Origin of the sequence: Nostoc sp. DedQUE02, assembly GCF_034531035.1 — a bacterium.
In the GTDB taxonomy this organism is placed as follows: Bacteria; Cyanobacteriota; Cyanobacteriia; order Cyanobacteriales; family Nostocaceae; genus Nostoc.
In genome coordinates, this window is sequence record NZ_JAVRBY020000056.1 from 1 (window position 1) to 22181 (window position 22181).

25 protein-coding genes and 1 pseudogene are annotated in these 22181 nt (G+C 40.6%); 10 read left to right on the top strand and 16 right to left on the bottom strand.

Annotated elements, in window-relative coordinates:
• Positions 1 to 61 precede the first annotated feature (61 nt).
• Genes RMX98_RS28775 through RMX98_RS28785 form a run of 3 tightly spaced genes read right to left on the bottom strand, consistent with a single transcriptional unit; the run spans position 62 to position 3605 of the window.
• Positions 62 to 355, bottom strand: coding sequence for a hypothetical protein (locus tag RMX98_RS28775; RefSeq protein WP_322681014.1), 294 nt, complete (start codon positions 353 to 355; stop codon positions 62 to 64).
• 18 nt (positions 356 to 373) lie between these two features.
• On the bottom strand, positions 374 to 1471 hold the full coding sequence (locus tag RMX98_RS28780) for a pentapeptide repeat-containing protein (RefSeq protein ID WP_322681013.1): 1098 nt from the start codon (positions 1469 to 1471) through the stop codon (positions 374 to 376).
• 37 nt (positions 1472 to 1508) lie between these two features.
• Complete coding sequence (locus RMX98_RS28785; RefSeq protein WP_322681012.1) at positions 1509 to 3605, bottom strand: pentapeptide repeat-containing protein; 2097 nt, start codon at positions 3603 to 3605, stop codon at positions 1509 to 1511.
• A gap of 351 nt (positions 3606 to 3956) precedes the next feature.
• Here RMX98_RS28785 and RMX98_RS28790 point away from each other — a divergent pair, with 351 nt between their 5' ends.
• The 6 genes from RMX98_RS28790 to RMX98_RS28815 all read left to right on the top strand — a co-directional run bounded on the left by RMX98_RS28790 (position 3957) and on the right by RMX98_RS28815 (position 6708).
• Positions 3957 to 4103, top strand: a complete 147-nt coding sequence (locus RMX98_RS28790; RefSeq protein ID WP_322681011.1) for a hypothetical protein — start codon at positions 3957 to 3959, stop codon at positions 4101 to 4103.
• 234 nt (positions 4104 to 4337) lie between these two features.
• Positions 4338 to 4829 carry a biotin/lipoyl-binding protein gene (locus RMX98_RS28795; RefSeq protein ID WP_322681010.1) on the top strand — a complete coding sequence of 164 codons (492 nt, stop codon included), beginning with the start codon at positions 4338 to 4340 and terminating at the stop codon, positions 4827 to 4829.
• A gap of 54 nt (positions 4830 to 4883) precedes the next feature.
• Entirely contained in the window at positions 4884 to 5402 is a 519-nt protein-coding gene (locus RMX98_RS28800; protein ID WP_409881647.1) for an HlyD family secretion protein, read from the top strand.
• Between the two features lie 24 nt (positions 5403 to 5426).
• The gene (locus RMX98_RS28805; protein ID WP_322681009.1) at positions 5427 to 5555 is read left to right on the top strand and encodes a hypothetical protein; all 129 of its coding nucleotides are present in this window, start codon (positions 5427 to 5429) and stop codon (positions 5553 to 5555) included.
• Between the two features lie 44 nt (positions 5556 to 5599).
• Complete coding sequence (locus RMX98_RS28810; protein WP_322681008.1) at positions 5600 to 5824, top strand: hypothetical protein; 225 nt, start codon at positions 5600 to 5602, stop codon at positions 5822 to 5824.
• Positions 5825 to 5940: 116 nt separating this feature from the next.
• Positions 5941 to 6708 (top strand): RNA ligase family protein, encoded by a 768-nt coding sequence (locus tag RMX98_RS28815; RefSeq protein WP_322681007.1) that lies wholly within the window; start codon positions 5941 to 5943, stop codon positions 6706 to 6708.
• 149 nt (positions 6709 to 6857) lie between these two features.
• On the opposite strand, the gene RMX98_RS28820 is transcribed toward RMX98_RS28815, so the two are convergent.
• The 8 genes from RMX98_RS28820 to RMX98_RS28855 all read right to left on the bottom strand — a co-directional run bounded on the left by RMX98_RS28820 (position 6858) and on the right by RMX98_RS28855 (position 12657).
• Positions 6858 to 8399, bottom strand: coding sequence for a strawberry notch family protein (locus RMX98_RS28820; RefSeq protein WP_322681006.1), 1542 nt, complete (start codon positions 8397 to 8399; stop codon positions 6858 to 6860).
• Positions 8400 to 8642: 243 nt separating this feature from the next.
• Positions 8643 to 9122: a helix-turn-helix domain-containing protein gene (locus tag RMX98_RS28825; RefSeq protein ID WP_409881648.1), complete on the bottom strand. Its 480-nt coding sequence runs from the start codon at positions 9120 to 9122 to the stop codon at positions 8643 to 8645.
• Positions 9123 to 9280: 158 nt separating this feature from the next.
• Positions 9281 to 9751, bottom strand: coding sequence for an NAD(+)--rifampin ADP-ribosyltransferase (arr, locus tag RMX98_RS28830; protein ID WP_409881649.1), 471 nt, complete (start codon positions 9749 to 9751; stop codon positions 9281 to 9283).
• Between the two features lie 573 nt (positions 9752 to 10324).
• Positions 10325 to 10666 carry an isoprenylcysteine carboxylmethyltransferase family protein gene (locus RMX98_RS28835; protein WP_322681005.1) on the bottom strand — a complete coding sequence of 114 codons (342 nt, stop codon included), beginning with the start codon at positions 10664 to 10666 and terminating at the stop codon, positions 10325 to 10327.
• 27 nt (positions 10667 to 10693) lie between these two features.
• Complete coding sequence (locus RMX98_RS28840) at positions 10694 to 10876, bottom strand: hypothetical protein (RefSeq protein WP_322681004.1); 183 nt, start codon at positions 10874 to 10876, stop codon at positions 10694 to 10696.
• 52 nt (positions 10877 to 10928) lie between these two features.
• Positions 10929 to 11279 (bottom strand): hypothetical protein, encoded by a 351-nt coding sequence (locus tag RMX98_RS28845; protein ID WP_409881641.1) that lies wholly within the window; start codon positions 11277 to 11279, stop codon positions 10929 to 10931.
• A gap of 17 nt (positions 11280 to 11296) precedes the next feature.
• On the bottom strand, positions 11297 to 11419 hold the full coding sequence (locus RMX98_RS28850; protein ID WP_322681002.1) for a hypothetical protein: 123 nt from the start codon (positions 11417 to 11419) through the stop codon (positions 11297 to 11299).
• 461 nt (positions 11420 to 11880) lie between these two features.
• Positions 11881 to 12657, bottom strand: coding sequence for a slipin family protein (locus tag RMX98_RS28855; RefSeq protein ID WP_322681001.1), 777 nt, complete (start codon positions 12655 to 12657; stop codon positions 11881 to 11883).
• Positions 12658 to 12767: 110 nt separating this feature from the next.
• On the opposite strand from RMX98_RS28855, the gene RMX98_RS28860 reads away from it, so the two are divergent.
• Positions 12768 to 12899 carry a hypothetical protein gene (locus tag RMX98_RS28860; RefSeq protein WP_322681000.1) on the top strand — a complete coding sequence of 44 codons (132 nt, stop codon included), beginning with the start codon at positions 12768 to 12770 and terminating at the stop codon, positions 12897 to 12899.
• 37 nt (positions 12900 to 12936) lie between these two features.
• Here RMX98_RS28860 and RMX98_RS28865 read toward each other — a convergent pair whose 3' ends face one another.
• A complete protein-coding gene (locus RMX98_RS28865) occupies positions 12937 to 13791 on the bottom strand; it encodes an LssY C-terminal domain-containing protein (protein ID WP_322680999.1) in 855 nt (284 codons plus the stop codon).
• A 188-nt stretch (positions 13792 to 13979) separates the two neighbouring features.
• On the bottom strand, positions 13980 to 14309 hold the full coding sequence (locus RMX98_RS28870; protein ID WP_409881650.1) for a DUF1016 N-terminal domain-containing protein: 330 nt from the start codon (positions 14307 to 14309) through the stop codon (positions 13980 to 13982).
• 103 nt (positions 14310 to 14412) lie between these two features.
• Here RMX98_RS28870 and RMX98_RS28875 point away from each other — a divergent pair, with 103 nt between their 5' ends.
• Complete coding sequence (locus RMX98_RS28875) at positions 14413 to 15426, top strand: pentapeptide repeat-containing protein (protein WP_322680998.1); 1014 nt, start codon at positions 14413 to 14415, stop codon at positions 15424 to 15426.
• 100 nt (positions 15427 to 15526) lie between these two features.
• On the opposite strand, the pseudogene RMX98_RS28880 reads toward RMX98_RS28875, so the two are convergent.
• Positions 15527 to 18844, bottom strand: a pseudogene (locus RMX98_RS28880) (tetratricopeptide repeat protein).
• Positions 18845 to 19014: 170 nt separating this feature from the next.
• Between RMX98_RS28880 and RMX98_RS28885 the strand changes: the two are divergent.
• Positions 19015 to 19230, top strand: a complete 216-nt coding sequence (locus RMX98_RS28885) for a hypothetical protein (protein WP_322680995.1) — start codon at positions 19015 to 19017, stop codon at positions 19228 to 19230.
• Between the two features lie 312 nt (positions 19231 to 19542).
• Here RMX98_RS28885 and RMX98_RS28890 read toward each other — a convergent pair whose 3' ends face one another.
• Both RMX98_RS28890 and RMX98_RS28895 read right to left on the bottom strand, forming a co-directional pair.
• Positions 19543 to 19698: a hypothetical protein gene (locus RMX98_RS28890; protein ID WP_322680994.1), complete on the bottom strand. Its 156-nt coding sequence runs from the start codon at positions 19696 to 19698 to the stop codon at positions 19543 to 19545.
• Between the two features lie 635 nt (positions 19699 to 20333).
• Complete coding sequence (locus RMX98_RS28895) at positions 20334 to 21500, bottom strand: hypothetical protein (RefSeq protein WP_322680993.1); 1167 nt, start codon at positions 21498 to 21500, stop codon at positions 20334 to 20336.
• A 288-nt stretch (positions 21501 to 21788) separates the two neighbouring features.
• Between RMX98_RS28895 and RMX98_RS28900 the strand changes: the two genes are divergently transcribed.
• Positions 21789 to 22067, top strand: coding sequence for a hypothetical protein (locus RMX98_RS28900; RefSeq protein WP_322680992.1), 279 nt, complete (start codon positions 21789 to 21791; stop codon positions 22065 to 22067).
• The last annotated feature ends 114 nt before the right edge of the window (positions 22068 to 22181 follow it).

Sequence of the window (22181 nt, forward strand, 5' to 3'; positions counted from 1 at the left end):
CCCCAATTTATCGGGGGATTTAGGGGGATCTAGAACGTTTTGCTACCAAGAAGAGGACTTTTCAAACATCCTCTAAGGCAATTACTTTTTGTAATGGGAATTTTACCCCAAGGTAGAAGAAAAATGAAAATTGCTCAATATGGAACACCGATCGCGGTTCTTCATGCGATCGCTGCCGTTGACTCTGGGATTGGACTGAATTACCTGATGCCACCGTCTGCTGCCCAAGGTGAATGTTGTAGATATCGCCGCCAATTTGCCCAGCATTCACTGTGCCAGCGTTAATAAACCCACCGCCAAACTGGGAATTTCGTAAGTCATTGCTGACTTGCTTTGGGTCTTCTGAATCGGACATGGGTCGGTTTGGGCAGGTTTAAGCGTTATTGTTGTGAATATTACCACCTATTCGTTCTAAGTTAACTGTCTCGGCATTAATTAGGCTTCCACCAATCTGAGAATTTCTCAGGTCATAAGTAGCTTTACTTGCCAAGAGCTTTACAATCTCAGTCAAATCGGTACTTTGCTTGCGGTAAATATCTATCTGCTCATCTTTACCCTGTAACTGAAGTTGGTATTTTTCTTCTAACGCTACAAGAGCTAATTCATATTCTCGTTTTAAATACTTCTCAATTTCAGCTTTATTAGCATCGGCAGGAACATTTACCCGAATTACAAAAGCACCATCATTCTTATTTTCAATAGCTTGGATGGTTAACTCTTTGCCACTACATTCAACTTGTAGTCTTTGGAAGGAAGTAAGAAATGCTTGCCAATCAATGCCATTAGTGAATATTAAATCAACAGTCTCTTTGATTTTTTGAAATATCTTTGTAAATTCTCCTGTGAGAAATTTTTTCTCCCGGTCACTTGGACGACGTTCTAGATATTCATAACCGATGTTGTCATCATTGCCTGAGCCTGTTTTCAAATAAATAAAATCACAAGATACATTAGTCAGATTAGTATTGCTATTAATATTCCAGTCTTTTATACAAGATCCTGTCAAATTTGCTGCTGTAAAATTTGTTCCTAATGCTTGAATTGTACTGAGATTTGCCGAAATTAAGTCTGCCGAATAGAGGTCTGACAAACTAAGGTTTGCTGAATCTAGGTCTGCTGAACTGAAGTCTGCCAAATGAAGAAATGCCGAATTAAATTTAGCTTCTTTGAGATATGCTAAACGGAAGTTTGCTAAGTAGAGGTATGCCGAGCTGAAGTTTGCCAAATAGAGACTGGATGATTTGAAGTTTGCTTCTCTAAGATTAGCCGAACTGAAGTTCGCCAAATGAAGATATGCTGAACTGAAGTCTACCGAACTGAGTTCTGCTGAACTGAAGTTTGCTTCTCTGAGATTAACTGAACTAAAGTTTGCCAAACTAAGGTCTGGTTTTACTTGTAAATTTTTTTCTCTCCATTCATTCCAAACCTCTACCCCTTGGCTAAGTATTGCCAAATGCTCGTCATTCGCCATCACCAGTTACTCTCCTACTTCATCTGTAACAACTGAACTATTCAGCATCCTGCCAGCCTTCTAAAGTTGCCAAAAGTATATTCACAAGAGGATGATCCACTAGTTCCTTCAATGCCTCAGTTCCACCAGATTTTAACGCCCCAATTACCCGCGCTTTCAGAGTAGGATTATTATCGATTTGCTTGAGTGCTTCTGTCACTGCTATCTGTTTTTCTAGTGGAGTGTTAATAGGGTAACTCTGCTCTAACTGGTTGAGAAGCTGCTGAATTTCTGCTGCTGCTTCTGCAAGATTCTGCTTTTGCTCAGTAGAGTAGTTGGTAATGTTGCCGCCGATTTGATTTGCGGTTACTGTGTCTGCGTTAACTAGACCACCAGCGAATTGAGCGCCTTTGAGATCAAAGTTGGACTGTTTTTTAGAAGCTTCTGACATTATGGTATCTCCTTGATTATTATAATTTTCGGCGTAAAAGCTAGGACGTTCTAGTGCTGTCATCACCATATTTTCCAATCTGCGGATTTGACTCTCTTTTTCTGATAGTAATAGTTTAATTTCTCGTTCATTTAAACCTTTAAATTGATTGTAATTATAAAAATATTCTGCACTCAAGTCTGATTTGTTAGCTTCTGGTGAAGTTTTAGCACGAAGTAAAAATTTATCTTCACCCCGCTTCTCCATTGCGACAATTTCTAATTTGGCATCTGGATGATTTTCTGCTAGCTGTTTAAATGAAATTGCAATAGCACGGGGATCAACTCCACGATTATGATAAAGGTCTAACGTATCAACAAGTGGTTTTATAAAATTACCAAAGTCTCCATCTTCAAAAACTTCTTGTATATTATCTGGTTTTCGGAGATAATTGGGCTTCTCAGCTGTAGGAAGCTGCATATAAACATATTCACACTTCAAATTATCAAATTTGGTATCACTAGTAATATTCCAATCTTCAATAAAAGCTCCTGTAAGACAAGCACCTCTAAAGTCAGTTCTATCTAATTGGGTCTGTACTAATCTAGCTTGGAATAAATTAGCATCTTGTAAATTAGTACCACTTAAGTTAGCACCAATAAAACTAGAATATTTGAGGTTAGCACCTTGTAGATTTATTTCTTGTAAGTTTTGCCCATCAAAGTTGAGATTCTGCCCATCTCTTGTAACTAATAATTTTCGTAGCGGTATATTTTTCAGGTAAGTTTTACCAGGACGAGCTGCGTCAAGGCATTTTGATCCATACCACTCAGTGCAGTTTAAAACTGCATCTCTAAAATCAGTATTTTTTAGTGTGGCTTTGGTAAAGTTAGCATCTGTTAAATTAGCACTACGAAAACTTGTACTTCCTGTAGTAGCAAAGGCAGTTGCGAATGAAATAATCCACACATTTTTTTCATCTCCAGCTAAAGCACATCGATTAATATAGTTGCTAAATAACACAGCAGTTGTAGCAAATATAATGGCAGCGATTGCTGAAAAGATGCTGGTAGTAGCTTCCGTTTCCAATGTTGCGTTAACAGCAACAAAAATTGCTGTTACGATAGCAGTACCATTAACTAATAAATTATTAATTTTCTTTTTGCCAATAGCAGACGCAAAAGCTATAGTTATAATCAAAATAATAATTTCAGCAATAATAAATGAAACAACTATAATAACGCTGTTGGCAATATTAGCTGCTTGATTAAGTATGGAAGTGGTTGAAGCTAATATTCCAATCGGGAAGGAAGCGGTTCCTAACCCTAACAACAAGAAGCCTCCAATGAAAGTAGCAGCAACTACTCCCAATCCTAGTACAAAACCTTGATTAATAGTAATATGGAAAAATAATACAAGTATAATTAAAGAAATTAAATCGGCGATAAAAGATTGAATACTCCAATATCTAATTCTTATTATCGAAGAACCAATAATCCCTGAAATAATTCCTGATACTGCTGAAAGTACAAATACAATTAATAGTAATTTTTTTTGCTGATAGGGTTGTAATCCAGCTTTAGCGTGACTGAAGTTTGCACCTCTTAAATTAGCCTCACTAAAGTCAGCCCCTCTAATATTTGCATAGCTAAAGTTTGCCCCTGCAAGGTCTTGACCTTTGAATGAACGACCTCTGAGATTTTGACAGGAGTTGTCTTGGGGCATGGCTAAACTGGTGAAAGCGAGGGTTTATGCTTCATACAACTTGAGTATCTGCTTTTACGGACTGTAGCGCAATATTCCGCTTGTGGTGAGTAAGTAAGGCATGGTTCGGGTCGGGATTAATCATAATCGATCTCTCATAGACAACTGCGATCGCTCCTATAGCTTAATCAGCGATAGCTAGTTTACTCTGGATTTATCCCTGAAAATTAAATGATTTTTTGAGAATATATCTTTCTCAAGAGGGTTATTTTGCTATCCAGTGTCTATCTATATATACAGATGTATTTATTAAAGACTGCAAATAGCGGAAAATTAATTTAAAACTTTAACAAAACTCAGGACATTTTAACTGTGAGCCAAATTCGTGCTGTGATTGTTAACCCGAATGTACCAGGGCGTTTAGTATTTGGGGAAGTGGATACACCGATACCCGCATCCAATGAAGTACCAGTGAAAGTTGCAGCAATTTCTTTTAATCGGGGAGAATTAAGGCGCTAGCTTCTACAGTCTACTTCTGTTCCACGAACTCAATGCAAATCAGCGGCAGTGAGGGTAAAACGGCTTTTACAGCTTATTGAAGCAGGTCAGTTACGTCCTCATATTGATATAGAAGCTTCTTTGACAGAAATTGGCGATTTAGCTCAATAACTGCTTGAGGGACGTTTTCCTGAGAAAGCTGTTTTACACGTTTCGACTTAATTAATTTACTGTTTTTTCCAAAAACGCTCTAAGATGAAACTTAAAAATTTTTTACAACAGTCCCACAAAGTTACAACATTATCATCAGACAAAACTTCCGTGTCATCACAACAGGAGGTAATCAAGACTTCTACTGAATCAAACAATACTCTCAAGTCAAAATTATCACCTTTTTGGGTTCGATATCTGCTAATATTTACAGGGGCAGGATTATTATTGGGTGGACTGACAATTTATTTGGTTAGTTATGCTTACCCTGAATGGCTTGATAGGCAAAGATATTTAGCAACTGATAATGCTCATGTCACCACAGATATCAACCCTGTGACTACCCGGATACCAGGAATAGTTGCTGAAATTAAGTTTAATGATAATCAGATGGTATCTCCCGGCATGGTATTAGTGAAACTTGATAAAAGTAACTACCAATTATCTCTCGACAAGGCAAAAACATCTTTAGAATTAGCTAAACAGCAAGCAGCATTAGCACGGGAGAAGATTTCCCAGATTGTAGTTGCTCTTTAGAGATTAGAACCAGTTACTACTTTTAAAAATACTCAGATAGAACAACAATCCTTAATTAAAAAAAGAACTTTACAAGCACAAGTCCTTAATCAGCAAAAGAGGCTAAACGAACAGCAATATAAGATAGCTTTGGCAAATTTTACTCAAAAACAGATAGAGGTAAAAAAAGCTCAACTGGAGTTAAGCTACACTAACATTGCAACTACGGTTGGCGGATTAGTTGGAAATAAAAACGTCCAAGTAGGACAGCAGGTGGTTCTAGGACAAACTCTTTTATCAATAATGCAGCCACGTCCTTGGGTTATTGCTTATTTTCCAGAAAAGCAGTTAGAAAATATACATCCAGCACAAAAAGTAAAAATTACAGTTTCAGCTTTTGCTAATCGGCAGTTTCAAGGCAAGGTCGATAGTATCGCCTTTATGCCAGAAGATAATCCTACCAGTAATTCAGTTTCTAATAATTCACTACATCAAATTCCCGTTAAGATTGTGTTTGATGGGGCAAGCATTCAAGGTTACGAGTCCCGATTTTATCCGGGAATGTCAGCAATTGTAAAAGTTGAAACTAAATAAATCGTTACTAATGAGCGACAGGCTGTGGTTTCATGCGATATTTACGACAACCCTTTGAGCGATGTCTACGACGGGCTACGCCTACGCACTTCAACTACTGGCATATTGCAATCTCGTTCCCACTCCCAACGCCAAGCAAACAACGGATTGTGATTGCGATGTCGGGTGAGGTTGTGTAGGGAGATCCAAATAATAAAATGCCCAGCCGTCGCTTTCGCCCCGAAGGGCGAAAGCGCCAGAAATATAGTTGTGTAGCCAAAATATCCTTGATACGGCTAGGCATTTTATTACTTGTAAGTGCCGTATACGCCGGAGGGCGAGGCTGTGGCGTTACAGGAGATGATGCGGCGGTATTCGGTGCAGGGGTGAATGTTATCAGCTATTTATTAGTGGCATATTTGAGAACTCGTCCGCATCCCTAAAGCCACGCAACAACGTCCTCTAAAACATGAAGTAATAGTTAGTTTTTATATACTACAATTGTAGTATTAATAGTATTAAGCCAAGCTAAGAGTTTACAAAGTCTGTGAGGTTTTTGATGAATTACAATTTTTCGGTGCGAAGTTGTGATTTAAACAAGCTCAACTCCATGACCAAATATCCTAGTATCCCAACATATCATGCCTTAGATAATAAAGGAAAATTGCTTGATGAGGTCGTTAGCTTCAATGGAGAGGTTATCTTAACTGAGAAAATAGATGGGACTAATTCTCGCATTATTATGTTGCCCGATGGTAATTACATTCTAGGTAGTAGGGAAGAATTGTTGTTTGCTAAAGGCGATCTCATCGGTAATCCGGCACTGGGAATTGTAGATGCTCTTAGGAGTGTTGCAGATCAACTGCCGCACTCAGAGCATAAGATTATTGTTGCTTATCTTGAACTGTACGGTGGGAAAGTTACTGCTGGCAGCAAGCAATATACAGCAAAGCAAAGTATTGCTTGGCGGCTATTTGATGTTGCAGTGAACAGTGATATTACCATGCTGTTTACGAAGTCCGTACAACAATTAGCATCATGGCGAGACAACGGTGGGCAGACATTTCTAGATGAAGACCAACTCAGGAAAGCATCTATTGATTTTGGATTTGAACTAACACCGCGACTTGCAACTGTTGAGGCATTGCCCGTAAGTATTGAGGAAACTTATGAGTTTCTCAAAGCTTTGTTGCCGAAAACCTTATTAGCTCTGGATGAGGGTGCTGGTGGTCGAGGCGAGGGTATTGTTGCCAGAACTTTTTCTCGAAGTATGATCGCTAAGATTCGTTTTGAGGATTATGAACGTCACACTAAACATCGTCAGTGATAAAGTAAGCGTGGATTGTTTGAAAACTTAATGAGTTAATTCTTATTACAATAGCTACGAGAAATACCTTGCACTCCTCAGTTTCGACTAAACGCAGATATTCAACGCACAGTCAGGCGATGTTGGGACAATGTACCAGGAGCGATCGCTTACTTGAAGGAGGCGATACGGACTTGGAAAGGTATTAAGTCACCAGAGGCTGTGTTTGTGGCAGCTTGTAAAGAGGGGAGAAAACCAGAATCTGCACAGGTCAAAGATTGGTTCGAGTGGGCAAGGAAAAACAGGATTGCGATTGCGATGTCGGGGGACACTGTGTATACGGCGGATGGTGAGGCGGTGGCAGTTGCGGAGATGATGCGGCGGTATACGATAATTGAAGGCCGCAAGGAGTTTGTGTAAAATCCTGGGTTTGATTTTCTCATGGAGTGCTGAAACGATGACCCAGCATTGCAAATTGTGATTAAGGGGTTGCTGAGGAAATGTCCGCAGTGGGTGATGTCTTGGTAGTGCCAAAGTCCCAAACGATTGGCATAAGATAGGTTGGAAACCTTCGTCGCTCCAGTCGCAAAGACATAGACAACCCGTGCCTGGGATAATGCGTTTTCTAGCCGAAGCCCAACAACACCTTGCTGGGAAGCGGCGACCAGACCAAGTTTACCGTCTTGTGCCATCGCGTTACCCATTGCATGACACTCATCGAAAGCAACTGTACCCTGAAAATCCGCACCAGCCCACTCCACGATTTGTTTGAGTCGGCTTTTGCCATTCTTTTGCGATCGCAGAGTGGAATATGTGCAGAACAGAATACCTTGGGAGAATGGGATTAAATCGCCTAGTTTGATATTGCTAAGGTCGATAATGTCTTTTTCATTACCTCCCAAAGCACACCAATCTCTACGCGCATCTTCAACTAGAGCAGAACTTTTCGATACCCAAATGGCTTGACTTCGCCCTTGACACCAATTGTCCAAAACGATTCCCGCGATCTGTCTACCTTTGCCACAGCCTGTACCATCGCCTAAGAACCAGCCACGGCGAAATTTCACCGCATTTTCTTCGCCCTGAGCTGCTACAGTCACATTATCCCACGAATCATCCACAATATAAGAGCCAGACAGAAATTCACAGTGCGTTTGACCTGCGTAAATAACGCTTTTGAGTTGTGCCTCTGACAACTTGCCTTGTGTGATGATGTTGCGTGGGAGATGTGGTTTGTAAGTAGGTGCTGGTGGTGAAACAAGTGCTAGGGCTGCGCTCTCGCAAAGCAATGAGGGATGTGGTTTTGCACTGTGAATCCAAACTCTTTGCGGTCGGTAGCTTTCGTACAAGGCATCTTTTAAACTGTCTGAGCCACTCCACTCGACCAATTCGTACTCCAGAACTGCCACGTCTGGAATCTCGAAAACTGTTTGTGGTTGATCTGCTACAGTACGCTTTGGCAGCTTAACGACCTTCGCCACCGCAGCCTCCGCTTTAGCAGTTGAATGCTGCCACAGAGATCGCTGTGGTAATTGCTCAATCAATGGCAGCAGTTGAGGCAAATCCAAGGTTTCTCTTATGCAAGGAATGTTGCTGGGATTATCAGATGGAACCTTGTCAATGACAGTAATCCGGGTTTCCATCGTTGTCCCATGCAAGGCATAAGCTTTTCCAATGACCCCCACTGAAAGCACAATTCGCGCACTCGCCATTCAATTTCGGATACTCATAAAGGAAATGATCTCCAGTTAACGGTTCAATAGCACCATAAATCCAAAAATTGCCCCTGGGCCATTTCACCTCAACAGTTGGTTTGACCCCAGAAGCGGTAATCACTTTTCCTGTAAGAGTTTTCAGTCCAACCCTTGTTTCATCCTGACACAGGTAGCGAACACACTTGCCGGATGCTAGATGAACTTCATGACAATTGAGAATGATGCCGATTTTTTTTAAACTCAGATACCAATTTCTCCAGAAAGCTTATGGCTTTGCGGGCGAGGCACTTTCAATTTTGCCTTAAATCGATATCTCACCCACGCATCAACTGTTGCATACTCTATATCTTGTCTATGTTCTTTTTTCAACCACTCGACTATTTCACCGTAACTATTAAATCCTTTCTCTGTTTCCAGTTCCTGCTTGAGGGCAGCAAGTGCCGCATCATTAATTTTTCGTTTTGCTCCTGCTGCTTTCTTGATTTCCAGCAAGCCAGACAGCCCACCCGTTCTGTACTTCTGCAACCATCTTGTTACTGTTGATGTATCTCTGCCCAAACGTTGCCCTATTTCTTGCTGTTGCTTAACTTGACCACTCTTAAGCCACCACAACATTTGTAACTTTTCTTTCTGGATTCCTGAAGACGTTGTTTGTAGGCGTTTTTTTAATTCCTCTTCGCTCTGGGCGATTTCAATTTTAAACGGGCGGGTTATGGATATATCAACTTACCGACTTTGCTTCTTTCTATTATATGCAGCTTCATCTTAAATTGATATTAGGTAATTAAGTACGTTCCATTATTCGCTGCACCGCATCTTTGACCATTTTTTATCCTTACTGACTCACTTACGAAATATTAGAAGAGTAATCTTAGAAATTAATTAATAATTTCTCCTTTGTTATTGGCCAACTTTTCACGCCATTTTTGGAGTTCTTCAGGTGTTTGTCTCACCCAATCTGTGACTTCGCCAACGATTTTTAATGGTGCTTGGGAGCGATATGAGCGTGTTGGATTGCCGGGAAATTTTTTGTCTGTAACATTCGGGTCATTTTCAAACTCCCCTGTTGGTTCAACGATATAAACACGTTCACGGTTATCGCCTTTTGCTAATGCAGCAGCTAGTCCCGCCCCATTGACAAGGGCTGTGAAATAAATGTGATTCATTTTGAGTTCAAGTTTGTAATTAGAACTGCCCCCTGCTGTCAGCAAATCGCCAATCTGCAAATCTGCTTTCGTTCCATGATAAAAGGGGCCTTTGTCAGAAGGTTTATCCTTAAACGAAGTTGCTAATTCATAATTCTTTCTTGCCTTGTCAGGGTCGCTTAAGTCCTCATAGCATTTGGCAATGTTTGAATATAGAGAAGGGAAAGCACTCTTAACAGTGTTGTTATTTATTTTTAATGCAAACTGCAAAGCCGTTTCGAGCCATTTTAATTTGTCAGAAATATTTTTCTGATATCGAGCTACATAATGGGCTGAAATAAATTTTTCAAAGTCGTATGTCGCTTCGTTCCAGGCTTGAAGAAACAGTTCACTTGCTTCTTCTGGTTTGCCTTCTTCTTCCATGCCCATACCTTGAAGACAGAGTTTAACAACATTGTTGTTTGGGTTGAATTCCATGATTACTTTGTCTCGTAATGATTGTAATTTCGATTTAGTTGCTTGTTCTTAGTCCGTTGAAGTGCATCGTAACTACTACTAACGGTTCGAGCGGCTGCAAATAACCTTTACCTCACACCAACACGGTAAGTATTAGGTTGCCCTGTTTCACTTAACAGTGTGTTTCCAAAAATCAATGAACTCAGGTTTGCATTGCATCACAAGCAAGAACGCAAGAACTGTGAGATTTAGTGAAACTGTGATCGCTAATGTATTGCTCTGCTACGGGAATAAAGGTAAGCAGTACTCATACAGCACAACCTACCAGAGATATGGCAACAACTTATACCTAACTTTTTCTGTATAGCTATCGTAGCCCTTGAGTTCTTGCCGCAAAAATTGCTCCTCAAATTGAATCCGTACCACTAAGATTGTAATAGGGATGATCGTTAGTAGAGATGCTGCTACAGATTCTAACCACAGGGACATACCAACCATCACCAGAATGGCACCTACATACATAGGATGCCGCACAACGGCGTAAACCCCTGTATCAATCACTGTTTGCTGTCGGTCTGCCTGATGTTTGACCGCAGTTGCTGCAAAGGTATTTACCTTAAACGAGAGAGAAATAATCCACCAACCAACAATATACACGACCAATCCCAGTACCGAAACGATCTCGCTTGGTTAAGCAAACAGATGAAATCGGAACACATCTAAGGGGATGAAAACAATTATACCTAAGAATGTTGCGATTAATAAGCTGGCAAGAATTTTGTCAGCCAGGGGTTGTGACTCTTGAATGGGTGGTTTGAGCCGTTCCTTGAATAAATCGTCATCTTCTCGGAACACACCTATCATCGTCGCCACAGTGCCAACAATAACAAGTTAGATATACAGGCATAGTTTCAGAAAATGAAGATTATATGCAAGGAGAGTGGAATATAGGTTTGCAGTATTCTGGTTTATGGTCAGCCCGACGCGGTGGAGAGAATCTGATTATAGATTTACAAACTCGGCTTGAGAGCAACTCACCGTCCTCCAACGATCTTGCCGAACGCTCGGCAAGGTCGTTGACAGATACCATTGCCGCGATCGTGCCACAAAGGGGCGACGAGTTTGGGGCTACAGCTAGCCATTCATTGAGCGATCCACACTCGTCTGCTTCAACATGAGAAAAGGCGATATAACGCAGGCGTTCTACTGGCAATACACTCGCAACTGCCTCGCACACCAAGGGAAACATCTTGCGCGGCCTAGTATGAAAAATCAATGATTCGTCGTCAACAATCAGGTATTGATTGAATGAAAATCCTCCCCTCCACCTGGGAGTGCGATCGGTGTATTAATTCGGTAAATCCCCTCAGCAACTTCATAGACATTCGTTCCCGACTGGGTATTTGTTACGACCATTGTTTATTCTTCCGATCAAGTTTAGTGGTCAAATGAGCAATCGTATTAATTGTTCTGATTTTTCACTTTTGAGTTCGTTACGGGGGTGTCGGTCAAAACAATTCAAAATTCAAAATTCAAAATTATCAACCCCCACGCATAAATGCGTGGGCTTGATATAATGATACTGTGCTTTTTTATGTCTCCATTAATAAAATAATGGGCTTGTAACCATTGCTCCAATTCAATTTTAAGTTCAAAATTCAGAGAATTAAAAATTGAAAAGTTGAAAAATTAATTAAATAATTTTAAATTTTGAATTGATAATTTTGAATTGGAGCGAAGCGACGATCATTTTCAAGAGTGTTGAACTTCTATAATTTTACTTTTTGTTTGATTCAATATCGTCAAACACCCAATGCCTAGATGCTTTTCATCCTCGCTTTACACAAAACTTGTCACTTCTCTCTGGTGCCCAAAACTTATTCCTCTTGAGACTTCTGACTCTGATTTGAAATTGATGACGACAAATTTTTCGCTAAAATTATAAAATCTGAAGGCATCATCAGTAACGTGGTAGTATTATTTTCCGCACCAATTTCGGTTAACATTTGTAGCCGCCGTAATTCTAGAGAGGCAGGATTTTGCATAATCATTTGTGCAGCTTCAGATAACTGCATAGAAGCTTCTTTTTCAGCTGCTGCCTTAATTATCCGTGCGCGTTTTTCCCGAATAGCTTCTGCTTCTTTTGCCATTGCCCGTTGCATAGACTGAGGAATTTCTACATCTTTGGTTTCCACACGTTCAATTAAAATGCCCCAAGGTCCAGTTATTTCATCGACAATTTCTTGAACTTTGGTGTTAATTTTGTTCCGGTTTTGTAAAACATCATCTAATATATTTTGACCTACAACATTGCGTAAAGTAGTCAAAGCAGTTTGATAGACAGCTATTTGGTAGTTCTCAACCTTGTTGATGGCCAGAGTTGGGTCAGTAATGCGATAATAGAGAACAGCATTAACTTTTATGGTGACGCTATCAGCAGTAACAGTTTCTTGAGGTTCAATATTTACTGTTTTAGTGCGAATATCAATTTGAGATTTTTGGTCAATCAAAGGTATAACCCAATATAGTCCAGGTCCACGAACTCCATTGATTCTACCTAAGCGAAAGATCACCCCACGCTGATATTCTCGGTCTAATTTGAATCCTGATAGAAATATGAGGAAAGCTACAAAAGCGGTAGTAAATGGAAACATTTTTAATCATCTAATACAAAATAGTTATATTCTATTCTAAATAGAAATCTATTTAGATAAATTTCCTAGTCTGTTGAGAATCTAAGTCTACAGGAGAATAAGTGATAGTAATGGCGAATCTCAGAGTTCAAGACAATGGATGGTCGCAGTTAACTCGTGGTGCGCCATTGGCAGTCATTTTGGCAGCAGTTAAATATCAAAGCAAGCTTTGTTGTAAATTGACTGGAATTTTGAATTGTTAAATCATACTCCAATTACCTCCAATCACTTGAAGGCAAACTATTTGAAATAGTGTCGCAGCCATGACCATACTTCATTTTTGAGATTCACAGGCTCTGGATTAGGCAAAAGAGTTAATGGTTTTTTTTGGGCAATACTGTTCATCGAAAGTACACAAATAGTTAATTCCCCATCTGTGTAATATTTGTCGCCTCCTCCATTCCGACCAAGCCATTGAACTCCGACACCTGTGACTTGATATAATTGGGCGATTTGGTGTGTATTTCCAATACTTTTAATCAGGTTATCTCTTTCTAGATCAATGTTTGCATCAATGTGGTGAGTAATCTGTCCTGTGCGATGGCTAAGTTCAACGCTTTGATCAAATGTCGCAGAACCCAACCACAGAGGTCTATGATCACTACTTAAGTCCTTTGATTGCCACAAGCGCACATGATGTCTAGCTTTGGCATTATTGCCCACGGGTAGTTCAAAAGACATATCCTGTTTGCGTCCCCACAAATATAAATTACTCACAGGTGCAGTTGGATAAGAATCCTTGAGGAGAACACTTTTAGCAATCCCAACACTTGAGCGTAAGGTGATCGGGTCTGCCGGATACCAACCTACTGCCAGTAGCGTCTGTACCACTTCTGCTGTTGTACCGACAAATCCAATATTCAGAGGATCTCCAGAGATCCCTTCTGCCGTTTGCGTTGTTTTCGGAGAATGTTCCAGCCTGGGGTTATGTTCGTAGTGACTCCACAGTGCTGGTAAAACGATATAACTCACCAGTCCATATAAGCCGAATAAACCAACTAACGTCCCAAAAATGTACCAAAACCAATGTCGATGTTTTGGACGTGCGCCGCTATTTGAATTAGAGGCTTGTTGCATTGCAAGAAAGGAGTTCAAGCTATATTTACTTTTTTAATTAATCATTGCACTCTTCTCAACAATGTTTTTAAAAAACTTTGCAAGTGTTCATCTTTTTGGCTTTTGCCTGACAGACTACTCTGAAAAGCCTTGCTGTATATAAGCGCGATCGCTCTTTAGGCGGAAAATCAAGTTTCACGACATCTTTTGACAGGGGGCAGGGAACATCACCCATCATTTACCTCCAAAAGCCGCCTTAACTCCTGCTTTAAAACCTCTGGATCTGGCAAATAAAGTTGACGCTCAAACAAAGCCGAATCCTTCTGGCGTTTCAACTCCCGCACACTCCAGCGATCTTGGATGCACTGCTGCTCATAAAATGACCGCACCAAATCATCCGAAATAGCCAAAAGCTCTGTATAGTGCGACCAACTCAATTTGCCAGACAGTGTTTGGCAATTTTCATACTTCAAATAAAACAGGCGCATATACTGCAAATTAGAACGACTAAACCCCTTACCATAGTTCTTTCGCTCCCGGTGTATATCTAGAAAAATTTTGTCTAGTAACTAGTTAAACTGCTTGAAGTTATTTGTAGGAACAGTAGGGTCTAGTTTTGTCAGCGTATTATAAGCAGTGTTTACTATTTAATACATCGAGATGCAGATACCTGTTTGGCTGACAAAACGTAGATTGATTGGAGGTTGCACCTTTCTGTTTGTTGCTGGAGCGATCGCGTCAATTATTTACGCACCAGATTGGACTGGATTTGGTTCTGATTCTACGACAAACACAGAACGGGATAGTACGGGCAAAGTCATAAAAACTATCGAAGTTCAGCAGTCTGGAAAAACGCTTTGGGATTGGTTGAGTGTATTAGGCGTTCCCTTGTCATTAGCTGTTTTAGGATATTGGCTTCAACAACAACAACAAAATCGAGATGATGAACAAGCAAAGTTTGAGAAGGAACGAGCTGAACAACAGGTAAAACTTGAAAAAGAAATAGCAGAATCTAACCGACTTGAGGAATTATTGCAGGATTATTTTGATCGATTATCAACACTATTAGTTGATAAAAATTTGATTGCAATTGCTATCAGAATTAATCAGATAAATTTTCATCAAGAAAATCATCAGGAAATACCTGTAGATAATTTTGAGAATAACTCCGTAAATGAACAAGCAGAGTTACTTAGTGCCGCAGTAGATGTGATTCGAGCCAGAACACTATCAATCTTAAGAAGATTTGGAGAAGACGGAGAACACAAGGCGAGTGTTATTCGATTTCTTATTGAAGCAGAGGTGATCAGCAAGTTAAACCTCGATCTTAGCGATGCCAATCTTAGTGATGTTAACCTCAGAGATGCCGACCTCAGAGGTGCCAGCCTCAAAGGAGTCAGATTCCTCCGTGCTAACCTCAGAGATGCTAACCTCAGAGATGCTGACCTCAGAAGTGCCAGATTCGTCGTTGCTAATCTTAGAGGTGCCAATCTTCAAGATACCAACTTGAAAGGTACTATGCTCGTAAATACTGACCTTAGTGATGTAACGAATTGGACTGAAAATCAACTGAATTCAGCAAGATTGTGTCAAACAATATTACCAGAGGGTTCAAAGTTAAATCCTGATCGGGATTGCAAGGATATGGGAATTGACCTTAATGAATTTGATTAGTTGAGGATTAATTAGGGGATTACACGTTTTGGCTCTAACGTGGAATATTCAACTGGCACTTAGTTTGTTCTTTGATAATCTGTATAACTACGCAAAAGAGCTAGATAATTGTTTCTGGATAACCTATACCTAACTGTCGCTTGTAAATTTTAATATTTGCTAAAGCAATGATTCGGCTTCAGCGTACCGTCCAAGGGATTTGTAAAATCCTGCTAAATTGTTGCAACTTTGGGCGACATCGGGATGTTTCTCTCCTAGCAAGCGTTGCCTTAATTGCAAAGCTTTGACGTACAAAGGTTCGGCTTCTGTGTAACGTCCAAGGGATTCATAAAGTACTGCCAAGTTGTTGTAACTGGTAGCGACAGAGGGATGCTCCTCTCCCAATAGCCGTTGCCTTAGTTCCAGCGCTTTTAGGTAAAGTTGTTCTGCTTCACTGTACCTTCTTTGGTCAGAGTAAAGTCCTGCCAGGTTGTTGAAGCTGGTGGCGACAGAGGGATGTTCCTCTCCCAGTAGCCGTTGCCTTAGTTTCAGCGCTTTTAGGTAAAGTGGTTCCGCTTCGCTGTACCTTCCTTGGTTAGAGTAGAGTAAAGCCAGGTTGTTGTAACTGGTGGCAACGTCGGAATGTTCTTTTCCCATTAACTTTCTTGTTAGTGCTAGGGCTTGCTTTAACAATGGTTCAGCTTTTTCATAGCACCCTTGGGAGTAGTAGAGTAGAGCTAAGTTGTTCAGGTTAGTGGCAAAGTCAGGATGTTTTTCTCCTAGCAGCTTTCTTGTTAGTGCCAGAGCTTGCTGATACAATGGTTCAGCTTTTTCATAGCGTCCTTGAGAGTAGTAGAGTATAGCTAAGTTGTTCAGGCTACTGGCAAACAAGGAGTGTTCTTCTCCCAGCACCCTTGCTCTTAGTGCCAGGCTTTGCTTTAACAATGGTTCAGCCTCAGTATAGCGTCCTTGGTAGTTGTAAAGTACACCTAAGTTGTTAAGACTACTGGCAAAGTCGGGATGTTCTTCTCCCAACACCCTTGTTCTTAGTGCGAGGGCTTGCTGATATAATGGTTCAGCCTCATTATAGTGCCCTTGAGAGTCGTAGAGTAGAGCTAAGTCGTTCAGGCTTCGGGCAAAGTCAGGATGTTCTTCTCCCAGCAGCTTTTCTGTTAATACTAGGACTTGCTGATACAATGGTTCAGCCTCAGTATAGCGCCCTTGAGATTTGTAGAGTAAGGCTAAGTTACTCAAGCTTTGGGCAAAGTCAGGATGTTCTTCTCCCAGCACCTTTGTTCTTAGCGCCAGGCTTTGCTTTAACAATGGTTCAGCCTCAGTATAGCGCCCTTGGGAGTTGTAAAGTACACCTAAGTTATTTAGGTGACTGGCAAAGTTGGGATGTTCTTCTCCCAGCACCCTTCTATCAAGTGCCAGAACTTGTTTTAACAATTGTTCAACCTTTTCATACTGCCTTCGCGAGTAGTAGAGTTTAGCTAAGTTGTTCAGACTATCGGTAAAGTCGGAATGTTCTTCTCCTAAACGGGATTTCACTACTGATACACATTGCTCAAACCAGGGTTCTGCAAGCTTATACAAACCTTGTTCTTGATAAAATCTACCTAAGCCAACAAAAGCCCAAATTAAATTTTCATCACTAACTGCATCGATCAGATTTTGTGCCACCTCTGCTAAATGTGGAATGGCATCTTTCACTGACTTAATTGACTCTTGAGTTAGTGTAGCGGGGATTTCCTTAGCAGAAATTGCTACCATTGTTTCTGCAAAAGCGCGTTTGATTTTCTCTGCTTCAGTTAATTGCTTGACTTCAGTAAGTGGCATGAGTTTCTCCCTCTAGCTTGCTCTTAAAAAACTCTCGAATTAGCGAATGCAAGAGATACGTGTACTGGCTGATATGTTGAACTAAATGCAATTGGAGCAACCGATCAAGGGAAGCTTCCAACTCTTCAGGTTCAAATTCTCCATTATTGGGAGACATCTCAGAGTATCTCCGCTCCGTATCCTCGACCAAATTCCAAGGAATTGGAGCGAGAGCAAACAAACTCAAAAGCTTGCCTAGATGCTGACTATTGACATCCAATTCTTCCCAACTCAACTCGAAAGCGGCTTCTACCCCACGTTTAGCTGTTAATATCCAGGTTGGATCATTTGGATTCCCCCCAAGTGATGGGTCTTTCAGCGAGCGCCGTTCTTCTGCTTTTCTCTGAAGTCGAAATAGCATTTCCGCCAATGAAAGGTTTGGTTTTTTCGCCACGTATCGTCCAACCAACTCCAACCCCAACGGCAAATGTCCCAACCATTCAGACAGAGATTTAGCAATCTCTAGCTCAATTCCTACCCGTTTTTTTCCAATCTGAACTTCCAATAGTTCAAGTGACTTCTCCGGTGCCAGCACTCCCAATAGTATGGTTTGAATCGGTGAACCAAACTCAAGCCGCGTAGTCATCAGCACCTTGAAACGCTGAATTTGGGGTGGCAGATACGGCTTTATATCTTTGTAATCCGTCACATCATCTAGCACTACTAACACCTCGCCTTCACGCCAATTGCGCCAGCAGAATGCCACTTGGTCAGTTAGTTCTAACCCATTTGGAATCCTCAGCCCTAAATACACTACAGCATACGCAACAATCTGAGTTCCAATGTTGACAGTCTGAGTCTCCTTTTCTTGCCGAGCTATCAACCAGCAAACCCCACCAGGGTATGTGCCTTTATGCAAATGATAAAGGGCATATTGTAGTGCCAGTTCTGTTTTTCCGATCCCACCCATGCCAGCAATAGCAGAAATCGCTACTGGCTTGGTCTGCTGTAACTGCTGGTGTAGCAGTTTCAACTCATCTTGCCGTCCAACAAACTCTACAACGCCACTACGAGGAAGATTTTCTGGAGGAATTAAGATTTCAAACTGTTCAGGTTCCCGCGTTTTTAGGAGATTCGTTTTCGGATGTTCCTTCCATTTCTGCTTAACTAATTTAAGATTTTCTTCCCTTTTCGTTTGATGTACCAGTGTCAGAGTAAATTTCCAGTAACCTTGATTTTTTATAGATTTTTCGTCTTCTCGCACTTCCAACTCTTTCAAACAGTCGAGTGCAGTTTGAATTTCATCTAATTCCCTGTTTTGTAGGCTTTTACTAACTTCGTTTTTTGGTTTAGGAAGTTTTAAACTTTTGCCAGCTTTTTTGAGCAGCTTGAGTAAATGTTCTTTTTTTGTGCCAACTTCAACTGTTTGCTTTCTTTTTCTAGTTGTCTGCTTGTCTTCAAATCCTGTAACTCGCAGTTTATTCTCCGTCTTCCACTCCACATAAACTGTGGTTTTTAGTTCCTCATCCTCAAATTCATCATCCGCATGACACAGTAAAGCTTCTACCAAATACAGTGTATTCTCTTTTACTGATTCATCCCAACGAATCTTCCTTAGCATTAGTCAAATATAAACAAAATATTAAAAATATCGATAGCCCAAACAGACAAGTGTGCCCAAGCTTCAAACCCCGATTATACGGACATTATAAGCGTTGTTTGGGGAACGTGTCTGGGCAAAAGCCCAAAAAAACAATTCACCTTGTAAACCTAAAAAACAGGGTGAATTAAATGTCAACTAAAAAACGCAATTCCAACCTAAGTCAGAAAATTATCGCTGGCTTACTAATTTTGCAAACATTACTAATTGGTGTACAAGCGTCAAACCGTATTCAGCAGGGGGACTCTCCAGTAGAGGTTTTAATCTGGGTGGCTAATAAGTGCCTTGTTGTACTCTCACAAGTTAGACGGCTAAAAAAAGAGCAGAATGAGGGTAAACACAAATAAATTTAATTCTTTAGTTACCATTTTGCTTTTATCAAGCCCTTTCCTCCACGAAAGGGCTATTACGTGGAATACAAGCCTCAAAGTCTTTTCAATTCATGGATCACACTTGCGGTTTAATCTGCGGCTGAATGCTTTACAGTCAGACCTTTTGCTTTGATGTTGTTTAAACAGATATTAAGCGAAGTGCGATGGTGTAACCGCCTGCTAAGAGTGCGTTGGCGATCGCTTCCACCATCGCCATGCTTTAGCGTTGGGCTAACTCAAATTTCCGCTTTTGCAATTGCTTGTCAGCATTGAAGCGCTTTTTGGCTTCTACCCTACAGCAAGACACTTTTGTTCATATTCAATCCAAGCACTATTGTTAGGATTTGACTCATCTATCAAAATTTGTTCATAAATTTCTAAACTTTCTCGCGGGACTGTTGCTACCTCCGGCTCCATCAAAATTTTTTCGGTATCAAAATACATCAGTATGCTCGAATTGAGAGTATGTCATTTCTGTGGCAATTCTCAGTCAAAATAACGTAAAACTCATGGCATTTATCAGTCATTCTTCAGTCAGTTCTTACCACTTCCAGGAAGTTCCTGGAACCGATTTTTATGATAAAAACATGGTTAACTCATGGAGTATATATCAATACAGTTCAGTTAAGCTTTTTTCTCTCCCCCTGCTTCTCCTGCCTCCCCTGCTCAAGAACAGCCTGCCTTAACAGATAAATTTGCTTAACCCAAGCGTATTGGAGTATATATGGCATACCTGCGGCAATTTCACGGCATCTCACTAAACTTGAATTTTAATTTTTGACGCACAGTACGCAATAATTTGCGAACAAGTTTTTTGGGTCAAAACTGAAAAACAAAATAATAGCCGTCAAAATGCGATTACAAAAACTGCTGGACTAAAGTTGCGTGTCACAAATGGTGGTTGGTGCGTGACGCTATAAATTTGATTACTACGTTCAAAAATCATCGCAGCGTCACCCACCCTACGAAAAAATATGCCAGTTGCTCCCGTGCTAACAGCATCAAAAACTCTATTCCACTTGTGGAATGGAGTTTTTGGGTATGGGGTGTTTTCGATACCCAAGCGATCACACTAGCTTTTACACTAAATCTACTGAACCTGTGTATCCTTTGAGAACCCCCAAAGAAGTACTACCAGCGCTGATCAAGGTGTCTTGTCCGCTACGAGTGAGAGTTGCATTTAACCCACTAACATCTAACTGATCATTGCGATCAAAGCCGTAGATTGTCGCAAAACCACTACTACCCAAAATCACTTTGTTAAAACGGCCTTCCAGGTAAAGAGTATCGTTTCCTCCTCCTTGAACTGTAACTTCCGAAGCGAATAATCCAAGATTATTTAGGGGACTAGGAATTGAGATAGAACCACCCCGAAGATTAATCACATTGCGACCACTTCCGGCATAAATCATGTCATCTCCAGCTCCTACAACAATTAAGTCATCTCCCGATCCAGTGTTGATTAAACTTTTTGTGTCAATTGTGATCACAGTGTCATTACCACTGCCAGTAAGAATATCTACGGTATCAGAATTGACTGCACCACCAATTGCCGAATTTAAGGAGACTGCTAAAACAAAATCTTGACCTGAACCTGTGCGAATACTTGTTTGCCCAAACACAGGGAGTTCAATTTGGTTGTCCCCATTCCCAGCATCAATCACCTGTTTGTAGGGTTGTGGCGTACCTTCTTCTGGAAAGATATAGCTCAAAAGCGCACTCAAACCAGCGAATTGATTTGTGGTAATTACATCATTACTCGAACCTGCTGATACTTGGGCATTCCCTGCTGCTAAATAAATCCAGTTGTTGCCAGCACCCGCATCAACTTGATAGTTGCCCAATCCTCCTGCATCAATGATGTCATCACCATTGCCTGCCGATACGAAGATATTACCGGAAGTAACACTACCATCGAAAATATTATTACCATTACCCAAATTGATCGCGTAGTTCCCTAAACCTACAGCAACATAGTCGTCACCAGCACCAGCATTGATGACAGTATTCCCAGTTACAGGTAACGTATTAAAAAAGATAGCTTCACCCCCGTATGGAAGATAGGAACTAATTTTGAAAAACTCAAGTCCTGCCAGAATAACGTCATTTCCTTTTCCAGTGCTGATGAAATTGTTGCTACCTGGAGCTTCTATCCAATCATTTCCTTGCGTACCTTGTATTATTCGACCATTACCTGCTGCCGTTTGAACAGTATAGGTAATGCCGCGAAAAGCTCGTGTTGTCATAATATTCTCCTAGTATGAATCCTGTATTTTCTTGTACCCGTGTATTAACTGAAGTTTTTTGCTGGGAAAATACATATAAACACTTGATTTTATCGATTTAATAGCAAACTTTAATTACAACTTTATTTTTCTATAAAGGGGTAGTGTGAAGGTAGCTGCTTTCAAACTAAACTATTTAGTTTAAAAGCAGTCGATGAAATAATACATAAGTATTACACAGGGAATTTTCCCATTACAGAGTCATATCCTCTAATAAGGTTGAGAAATGCTTATGAGCTATTACGAGCAGTGGATCTGGCGTTATATGCTGCAAAATTAGATGGACGCAGTTGCATCAAATGTGTGGCATCTAATTCATCAAATGTAGAAATATACAATCAATTCAATTTTGGGAAAGAGACTGATACTTTTAAAGACTTAATTCATCATCCGGCTGGCGTTGCTGCTGCTGTCGCCTTAACTGCTGCCCATATTCAAGAAGCTGCTCGTTCCAATCCGCCACTTTGGATAAGACTTGTTGGGACTGTGGTAGTAGTTCCAATACACTACAAATGCAGTGCTTTGTAGTACTCAAAAACCCCTTTGGGCGAACGGCGGTTTAATGTCAGAAGCTCTACGGTTGGCACATTTAATTACATCTGCTGTCATGACTGGAGAAAGCTCTAGCTCGGCTTAAGTGGT